This window comes from Xanthomonas sp. SHU 166, assembly GCF_000364685.1.
Taxonomy (GTDB): domain Bacteria; phylum Pseudomonadota; class Gammaproteobacteria; order Xanthomonadales; family Xanthomonadaceae; genus Xanthomonas_A; species Xanthomonas_A sontii.
Genome location: NZ_AQOJ01000005.1, coordinates 1 through 8,674 on the forward strand (window position 1 = coordinate 1; position 8,674 = coordinate 8,674).

At 65.8% G+C, this 8,674-nt stretch carries 7 protein-coding genes; all 7 read left to right on the forward strand.

Annotated elements, in window-relative coordinates; translation table 11 throughout:
• Nucleotides 1-106: 106 nt before the first annotated feature.
• On the forward strand, nucleotides 107-2,236 hold the full coding sequence (gene dinG / locus D180_RS00305; protein WP_017911214.1) for an ATP-dependent DNA helicase DinG: 2,130 nt from the start codon (nucleotides 107-109) through the stop codon (nucleotides 2,234-2,236).
• Between the two features lie 210 nt (nucleotides 2,237-2,446).
• Nucleotides 2,447-3,730, forward strand: coding sequence for an HlyD family efflux transporter periplasmic adaptor subunit (locus D180_RS00310; protein ID WP_017907402.1), 1,284 nt, complete (start codon nucleotides 2,447-2,449; stop codon nucleotides 3,728-3,730).
• Nucleotides 3,727-5,898 (forward strand): peptidase domain-containing ABC transporter, encoded by a 2,172-nt coding sequence (locus tag D180_RS00315; RefSeq protein ID WP_051064750.1) that lies wholly within the window; start codon nucleotides 3,727-3,729, stop codon nucleotides 5,896-5,898. Before D180_RS00310 ends, D180_RS00315 begins: the two co-directional genes overlap by 4 nt.
• Nucleotides 5,899-5,924: 26 nt before the next feature.
• Nucleotides 5,925-6,092, forward strand: coding sequence for a hypothetical protein (locus tag D180_RS23620; RefSeq protein WP_157835383.1), 168 nt, complete (start codon nucleotides 5,925-5,927; stop codon nucleotides 6,090-6,092).
• Between the two features lie 11 nt (nucleotides 6,093-6,103).
• Nucleotides 6,104-7,246 carry a hypothetical protein gene (locus D180_RS00320; RefSeq protein WP_051064751.1) on the forward strand — a complete coding sequence of 381 codons (1,143 nt, stop codon included), beginning with the start codon at nucleotides 6,104-6,106 and terminating at the stop codon, nucleotides 7,244-7,246.
• Nucleotides 7,247-7,248: 2 nt separating this feature from the next.
• On the forward strand, nucleotides 7,249-7,851 hold the full coding sequence (locus tag D180_RS00325; RefSeq protein WP_043090228.1) for a DUF6624 domain-containing protein: 603 nt from the start codon (nucleotides 7,249-7,251) through the stop codon (nucleotides 7,849-7,851).
• A 376-nt stretch (nucleotides 7,852-8,227) separates the two neighbouring features.
• On the forward strand, nucleotides 8,228-8,674 hold a 447-nt coding region (locus D180_RS00330; RefSeq protein ID WP_232760232.1), incomplete at its 3' end, for a hypothetical protein.

Genomic DNA, 8,674 nt, shown 5'->3' on the forward strand with positions numbered 1-8,674 from the left:
CTGGCGCTGCCGCGCAAGGCCGCGCCGCCGCCGCCATAACGCGGCGCGCAGCACCGTTCAGTTCCAGCGTTTCAGTCCCTGCGACGGGACGTGAGAAAATGCCGGGATGACCGATTCCGCTTCGCCGTCGACGCCGCCCGCGTCCGGCCCGTCCCCGCGTCAGCTCACCGAACCGGTCAAGCTGGCCATCCGCGACGCCTACGCCAAGCTGCAGGCGAATACGCCGGGCTTCCGCGTGCGCCGCGCGCAGAGCCAGATGATCGGCGTGGTCTCGCGCGCGCTCGGCACCTCCGGCGGCGTCGGCGTGGCCGAGGCGCCCACCGGCGTCGGCAAGAGCCTGGGCTATCTGACCGCCGGCGTGCCGATCGCCCTGGCCAGCAAGAAGAAGCTGGTGATCAGCACCGGCACGGTGGCGCTGCAGTCGCAGCTGGTCGAGCGCGACATCCCGGCCTTCCTCAAGGCCACCGGGCTGGAGGCCACGGTGGCGCTGGCCAAGGGCCGCACCCGTTACCTGTGCACGCGCAACGTCGCCGAGCTGCATGGCGAGGCCGCGCAGGACAGCATGTTCGAGGACGAGGCGCCGCTGTACGACCGCCCATTGAGCCCGGCCGAGGCCGAGCAGGCGCGGGCGCTGGCCAAGGCCTACGCCGACCGGACCTGGAACGGCGACCTGGATGCGGCGCCGGAGCCGGTGCCGCCGTCGCTGCGCGCGCGCATCACCACCAATGCGGCCGGCTGCGCCGGGCGGCGCTGTTCGTTCGCGGTGCAGTGCCCGGTACTGAAGGCGCGCAGCGAGGTGCGCGATGCGCAGATCGTGGTCACCAACCACGCCCTGCTGCTGTCGGCGCTGTCGCTGGGCGACAGCGACAACGGCCAGCCGCTGATCGCGCCGCCGTCGGACATGCTGCTGGTGCTCGACGAGGGCCACCACATCGCCGGCGTGGCCATCGACCAGGGCGCGGCGAACCTGCCGCTGGACGAGATGGCGCGGCGCACCGGCCGCCTGCAGGCGCTGGTCGGCGCCGCCTACCGGCTCGCCGACAAGGACCGCATCGGCAACCAGTTACCCAACGAGGCGGTCGAACTGGCCGCGCAGGTGGCCAAGGGCCTGAAGGCGTTCCGCGCCGAGATCGAACGGGTGTGGGTGCCGGAGCCGGGCCTGGACGAACCGATGTGGCGCGCGCCCAACGGCCGCCTGCCCGAGGACTGGAAGCCGCTGATCGACGCGCAGGCGCAGGACACCGGGGCGCTGCTGAACTGGGTGCAGGCCGCACACCAGATGGCGGCCAAGTCCAAGCAGGAGGACGCGGCCAAGGAACGCCTGCAGCGCAACCTGGGCATGGCCCTGGAGATGGTCGAGCAGCAGTACGCGCTGTGGCTGGGCTGGCGCCGCGAGGACCAGGACGGGCAGCCGCCGATGGCGCGCTGGATCACCGCCTCGCGCGATGCCGATCTGATCTGCCATTGCTCGCCGGTGTCGGCCGCGCAGGTGCTGCGCTCGCTGCTGTGGAGCGAAGTGGATGCGGCGGTGCTGACCTCGGCCACGCTCACCGGCGGCGGCGACTTCCAGGCGCTGGCGATCGACAACGGCCTGCCCGCGCATGCCGAGATGGTGTCGCTGTCCTCGCCGTTCGATCTGCCCAACCAGGCCGAGCTGATCGTGCCGGCGTTCCCGGTGGCGCCGGACGACCGCGAGGGCCATCCGCGCGAAGTGGCGCGCTACCTGGTGCGCGAACTGGACTGGGGCAAGGGCTCGATCGTGCTGTTCACCTCGCGCTGGAAGATGCTCAAGGTGGCCGACCTGCTGCCGCTCGCGCAGCGCAACCGCGTGCTGGTGCAGGGCGAGGGCTCCAAGTCGCAGATGATCGGCGAGCACATGCGCCGCATCGGCGCCGGCGAAGGCTCGGTGCTGTTCGGCCTCAATTCCTTCGGCGAGGGCCTGGACCTGCCGGGCGAGGCCTGCACCACGGTGGTCATCACCCAGGTGCCGTTCGCGGTGCCGACCGATCCGCAGACCGCCACGCTCGGCGAATGGTTCGAAAGCCGCGGCCTCAACGCCTTCAACCTGATCGCGGTGCCGCACGCGCTGCGCACCCTGACCCAGTTCGCCGGCCGCCTGATCCGCACCTCCGACGACCACGGCCGCGTGATCATTCTCGACTCGCGGCTGCTGACCAAGCGCTACGGCAAGCGCATCATCGACGCGCTGCCGCCGTTCAAGCGGGTGATCGGCTAGCCGCTGCAAACGCGACGGCGATGGCCGCGTGCCTGTCGCCGAGCACGCGGGCCACCGCATGTCACGACGCGCTGCGTGCGGCGTCGTCGCAACCGGAATTGTCTACCGCACCGTCCATGGATATGCAGTTGCGCGCTTGACGGCTTTTAGCCGGCACGCGATAAAACATCACGCGCTAGGAACGCATGCAGCGCCGCTCAGGGGATGGCAATGGCGGACGGATTCTTCAGGGAAGAAGTGTTTCGAGCGCGCCGCGAGGGCTGGCTCGGCGCTGTGCGCCTGGACGCGCCGCGCTTCGGTTGGGCTTACTTCTGGGTGAGCATCGCGCTGCTCGTCATCGTGCTGGCGCTGTTGTGCATCGGCAGCTATACACGACGCGAAGCGGTCAACGGCACCCTGGTTCCCGATCGCGGACTGCTGACCCTGACGCCCTCCGCGTCCGGGCGTGTCGTGCGTACGTTCGCCAAGGAAGGCGCAAACGTCCGCGCGGGCCAACCGCTGGTTGAGATCTCCGGCGAACAGGACAGCGCATCGCTCGGCGATACGCAGGCATCGGTGATCGCGCAGTTGCGCCTCAAGCGCGAGCGCTTGCGTTCCGACATCGAGGAACAGCGCAGCCTGTCGCAAGCGCAGGATCGTGACCTGCGTACGCGCATCGCGTTGCTGAAGAGTCAGATCGCCAGTACCGAAGAACAGGTCGTTCTGCAGCGGCAACGCGCCGAAAGCGCCGCTCGCCTGTATGAGCAATGGTCCAGTCCCGGCAATCGCGGGGTGCTGACCAAGGTGCAGCTGCTGCAGCAGCAGGATGTGGCGATTCAGAATCAGGCGCAGCTCAAGGATCTGCAGAAGCATTCGCTTGAGTTGCGGCAGCAACAATCGCAGTTGCAGACACAGTTGGAACAGCTTCCGGCAACGCTGATCGGAAAGAACAACGAGATCGATCGGCAACTGGCGGACGTGGCGCAGTCGATCTCGGAGAGCGAGGCCCGCCGCGCGGTGATCCTGCGCGCGCCATCGGACGGGATCGTCGGCAATCTGCTGGTGTATCCGGGACAACCTGTCGCCGCGCAGCAGCCGTTGATGACGCTGTTGCCGCGGGATACGCGCCTACGCGCCGAGCTGTGGGTATCGTCGCGGGCCGTCGGGTTCGTCAGTCCAGGCGATCGGGTGGTCTTGCGCTATCAGGCATTCCCGTATCAGAAGTTCGGACGCCACGCCGGCCGCGTCGCGGAGATTTCGCGCAGTGCGATGAGTTCGGGCGATCTGACCCGGTTGCTGGGTCAGGACATCAAGGAGCAGCGTTATCGGGTGATCGTCGAACTGGGTAGCCAGAATGTCGTGGCGTATGGACGCCAGGAGCCTCTGCGTCCTGGAATGGCGCTGGATGCGGACATCCTGCTCGAACGCAGGCACCTGATCGAGTGGATGTTCGAGCCGGTCTACGAGCTGGCCTCCGGCATGCGCGACACCCCTTCGAACGAGCGCGGATCATGAGCCGGTCCTGGTCGTCCTGGAGGGCACCGTTCGCGACGCGCATCGTACCGATCATGCAGACGGAAGGAGCGGAATGCGGCCTGGCCTGCCTGGCGATGGTCGCGGGATTCCATGGCCAGAACGTCGACCTGCCCAGCTTGCGTCGACGCTTCAGCATCTCGTTGCAGGGCGCACGCCTCGAACGCCTGATGCAAATCGCACGCGCGATCGGTTTCGAGGTCAGGCCGATGCGCGCTGAACTCGACTACTTGGCCGCCGTTGGCGGGCCCTGCATCCTGCATTGGGATCTGAGCCATTTCGTGGTCCTGGAGCGCGTGACGCGCGGCGTCGCGGTGATCCACGATCCTGCGCGCGGCCTGCTGCGACTGCCTTTGGCGGAGGTGGGCAAGCACTTCACCGGGGTGTTGCTGGAACTGGTGCCGAGTCCTAGCTTCGAGAAGGCGGCGGCGCCGCAACCGGTGTCCTTGCGTGCACTGACCGGCAGGATCGGCGGACTGCGTCGGGCACTCGTGCAGGTTTTCGCACTGGCGCTGGCGATCGAGATGCTGGTGCTCTTGATGCCGTTCCAGATGCAATGGTTGATCGACCATGTCCTGATCTCCGCGGACATGCCGTTGCTCAAGATCCTGGCGATCGGATTCCTGATCGCGGTACTCGCCCAGACGGCGCTAATGCTGGCGCGCAGTTGGGTGGTCAGTTGGCTGGGCGCCTCGCTCAACAGCCAATGGATCAACAACCTGTTTGGCCACCTGATGCGCTTGCCGCTGGACTATTTCGAAAAGCGGCACATGGGCGACGTGCTGTCGCGGTTCGGATCGCTGAAGTCGATTCAGACGACGCTGACCGGAAGCTTCGTCGAAGCGGTACTCAATGGCATGACCGGCATGTTGGCGCTGGTGGTGCTGTTCTTCTACAGCGCCAAGCTCGCCGGCGTGGTAATGGCGGCATTCGCCTGCTATTTGCTGCTGCGCGTTGCGATGTATCGCGTGCAGTTCGGTATCACTCGCGATCAATTGTTCCATGCGGCGCGCCAGCAGAGCGAGTTGATGGAGTCGGTCCGTGGCATCCAGGCGATCAAGCTGGCCAACAAGCAGGGCCTGCGCCAAAGCCGACTTTTCGCGGCGACCGTCCAGGCCGCCAATCTGGATATGCAGTCGCAGCGCATCGGCCTGGCGTTCACGGCGTTGAACAGCGGTGTCTTCGGAATCCAGCGCGTCCTGTTGATCAGTATCGGCGGCTACATGGCGCTGCAGGACGCGCTGTCGGCGGGCATGCTGGTGGCGTTTCTCAGCTATGCGGATCTGTTCACCAGCCGGGCGGGCAGCCTGGTCGACAAGTGTATCGAGTTCCGCATGCTACGGCTGCATGCCGAGCGCATTGCCGATATCGCCATGAGCGACCCCGAGCCGCATGCATTGGGACACTACAGTGGGCCCGAGCTCGCGCCGGAGATCGAGTTCAAGGGCGTCAGCTTCCGTTATTCCGACGATGATCCCTGGGTACTGCGCAACTTCGATCTCAAGGTCTGCGCCGGCGAGTCGGTGGCCATCGTTGGACCGAGCGGCTGCGGGAAGTCCACCTTGGCCAAGCTTCTGTTGGGTCTGCTTGCGCCAACCGAAGGGCAGATCGAAGTGGGTGGCGTGGAGATCCGGCGGCTCGGGTTGGAAACCTATCGCGGCATGGTCAGTGCGGTGATGCAGGACGACCAGCTTTTCGCCGGTTCCCTGGCCGACAACATCGCGTTCTTCGACCCTGACGCCAGCCTGCAGCGCATCGTGGCAGCCGCCAAATTGGCGGCCATCCACGACGACATCGTGCGCATGCCGATGGGGTACGAATCGCTGGTGGGCGATATGGGATCGATCCTGTCGGGTGGGCAACGGCAAAGGGTGATTCTGGCGCGCGCGCTGTATCGGCAGCCGAAGATCCTGGTGCTGGATGAGGCCACCAGCCATCTGGACCGGCAGCGCGACGAGATCGTCAATGCGCACATCAAGGTGCTGAGCATGACGCGCGTGCTGATCGCGCATCGCGAGGACACCATCGCCTCGGCCGACCGCAAGGTCGTGCTGGGGGCGGAGCGGAATCAAGGCGCGCGACCTGGCGCCGAAAGACTTGACGCGTCGCGAAGCGTCGAGAAGCTCGCCGGCATCGTCGCCGGCGAATAACCATGCTGTCTTTCAAGGAGAGTGGAATGGAAACTGTCGTGAACACGGAAAATTCGCGTCCCGTTGCACAGCGTTTCGCGCGTGAAATGACCCAGGAAGAAGTCAGTGCGATCTCTTGCGGTGGCGGTCAGGACACCCTGATCATCATCATCGTCGAAGCCGTGGACACCGAGACGATCATCATCTTCAGCTAATCGGGCGGCGCATGGCGGTGCTGCAGCGCCGCCATGCATCTGGCGATGATGCACAACGGGTCCAGACGATGCAGGAAGACGCAAAGAACATATTGATCGTGGCACCGCAGCACGATACCCATGCGGCGACCATCGCCGCCATGATTGGAGCGGCAGGACACAGGGTGGACCTGTTCGACAGCAGTGCCTGGCCGAGCGGTCTAGGCGGGTCGATGCTGTGCGATACGCATGGTGCCCGCTTCGTGCGCGACGGGTCGCCGCTGCGCTACGACACTGCGTGGTGCCGGCGCTTGCTGTTCAAAAAGCCGGCACCTGCGGGTGTGCACGAGCAGGATGTGGGATTCATTCGTTCCGAGGGAATGCTGTTCGACCTCGGTGCACTGGCGGTGATGGGAAGCGGCGTCGGCGTGCAGCGCTGGATCAATGCACCGATGCAGGCGTTGATGGCGGACCAGAAGGCGTTGCAGCTCGCCATCGCCGCGTCCAGTGGCCTGCGCATCCCGCGGACGCTGATCAGCCACCGCGCGGAAGACATTCGCGACTTTCGCGATCGCGAACCGGAGGGCGTGGTCGTCAAGCCCTTCAACGTCGGCGCTTGGTCCGAAAATACCGGCTACAGCGTGTCGTATGCGACACGCATCCGTATCGAAGAACCCCTGGCCGATGGCGATGTCAGCGCGTGCCCGACCAACTATCAGGAGGTGGTGCGCCACCGCGGCGATGTGCGCATCGTCTGCCTCCAGGGGGAGTACGTGGCGGTCAAGATGACGCACGCGCTGGAAGGCGAGATCGACTATCGCGCCGTGCGACACAAGACTGCGATCACCTACGCTGAAACGGCGCTTCCCGATGGGCTGCTGGCCAAGCTCGAGCGCCTGCGGCAGACGCTGGCCATCGACTTTTTTTGCGCCGATTTCCTGGTGCCGGCGGACGGAGGGGAGCTGGTCTTCATCGAACTCAATCCTGGCGGCCAGTTCCTGTATCTGGATCAGAGGCTCGCGCAACTGGATATCGCACGCAGGTTCTGCGCTTTGCTGGTGCATGGGGCAACCGCACGTTATCAAGAATTCGAGAGACCAATGGCGGCCGTGCCATCCACCCAAGCCCCCACACGGGCATCCACTCCATCCGAAGCGAATTCCCTATGCGAATGATGATGCGCCTGATCACCACGGCCACCCTGCTTGCGATCGCTGGCGGAAGTTTTGCCCGTCCTCAACAGGAGCAACCGATGGCCCATTCCGTCGAGGTCGAGGGTGTCAACGCCGACTACCGGCAACAGCTCCTGCAGTTGGCTCAGGCCGATCAGCAGATCCGCGCAGATGTCTTGAAGGACTATACGCCGCAGCAGTTGCAGAACGATCCCGGCAGCGCCCGCGCGCTCGCGTTGAAGATCCATGCCTCGCAACAACAGAACCAGCAGGCACTCTCCGCGCTGATGGCCAAGTACGGTTTTCCGGATACGGCCGTCGCCGGCAGTGACGGCGCACACGCGGGATTTCTGGTGGCCCAGCATGCCGCGGACCGGACGTTCCGCGACGCGTTCCTGACAGGTATCCAGGCTGCCGCCGAGAAGGGACGCTACAGCAAGGAGGACCTTGCGCTGTACGTGGATCGAAATCGAGTCCTGAGCGGGCAGCCACAACTCTACGGGACCCAGCACAAGGCCGATGGCAGTCTGTTCGACGTCGAGCAACCCGAACGCCTGCAGCAGCGCCGAGCCGAGATGGGGTTGCCGCCTGACGTTGCCGCACACTGAGGCGACGGGGGCGTCGCGGTCCGGGCATCTGGCCCTTCTACGAGCATCCGGTGGGACGAACTCGATCGCAGCGGCGGGCTCGTCCACGCACAAGGGGGCAGCACGGAACTCCTGCGCGCGGTTCGGGGTCTGGAGACTGTGTGGCCGCGCGCAAGTCAGCGCCGAGGCAGGCTGCCGCGGAAGCGCCTGAGCGCAGATGGCCCTGCGAATTGCGGGTTGGCATGACCGCCGGCTATTGTGTGACTTGGTTTGAGCTGTAGGTGTGATGCCCGTTGATAATCCTCTGTCTCGCGGGCGGCGATCTGTGTTGTCGAGTCCAGACCGGGGACAGGTCGTGCGCGCTGGTCTAGTATCGCGGGCGACAGGGGGAATCATGATGCGAATCGCCAGACAGTGGGCGTTCGGAGCGGCGTTGTGCGTGCTGACCGGCATCGCCGTGGCGCAGCCGACGGGCGCACCGACAGAAGACGCAGCAGCGGCAGCGCCGGCCAATCCGGCCTATCGCACGCAACTGCTGCAGTTGATCAGCGACGACGCACAGGCCCGCGCCGATCTCAAGCGCGACTATTCGCCGCAGCGACTGCAGCACGACACCGTCTCGTTGCGCGCGTATGCGCGCGAGGTGCGAACGGTGCAGAAGGAAAGCCAGGAGCGCCTGACCGATCTGATCCGACGCCAGGGCTTTCCCGATGCGCAGGCGGTCGGCGCCGACACGGCGCACGCGGTGTTCCTGATCGCCCAGCGCATCACCGAGTCGGGGTTCCGCGCCGACTTCCAGCGCGGCATCGATGCGGCCGTGCAGCGCGCCGCCTACAGCCAAGCC

What these genes read in the sequence shown, in the direction of transcription:
- D180_RS00320 (WP_051064751.1), top strand. Translation starts at nt 6,104, where the DNA reads ATGGCGGTGCTGCAGCGCCGCCATGCATCTGGCGATGATGCACAACGG.
- D180_RS00310 (WP_017907402.1), top strand. Translation starts at nt 2,447, where the DNA reads ATGGCGGACGGATTCTTCAGGGAAGAAGTGTTTCGAGCGCGCCGCGAG.
- dinG (WP_017911214.1), top strand. Translation starts at nt 107, where the DNA reads ATGACCGATTCCGCTTCGCCGTCGACGCCGCCCGCGTCCGGCCCGTCC.
- D180_RS00315 (WP_051064750.1), top strand. Translation starts at nt 3,727, where the DNA reads ATGAGCCGGTCCTGGTCGTCCTGGAGGGCACCGTTCGCGACGCGCATC.
- D180_RS23620 (WP_157835383.1), top strand. Translation starts at nt 5,925, where the DNA reads ATGGAAACTGTCGTGAACACGGAAAATTCGCGTCCCGTTGCACAGCGT.
- D180_RS00325 (WP_043090228.1), top strand. Translation starts at nt 7,249, where the DNA reads ATGCGCCTGATCACCACGGCCACCCTGCTTGCGATCGCTGGCGGAAGT.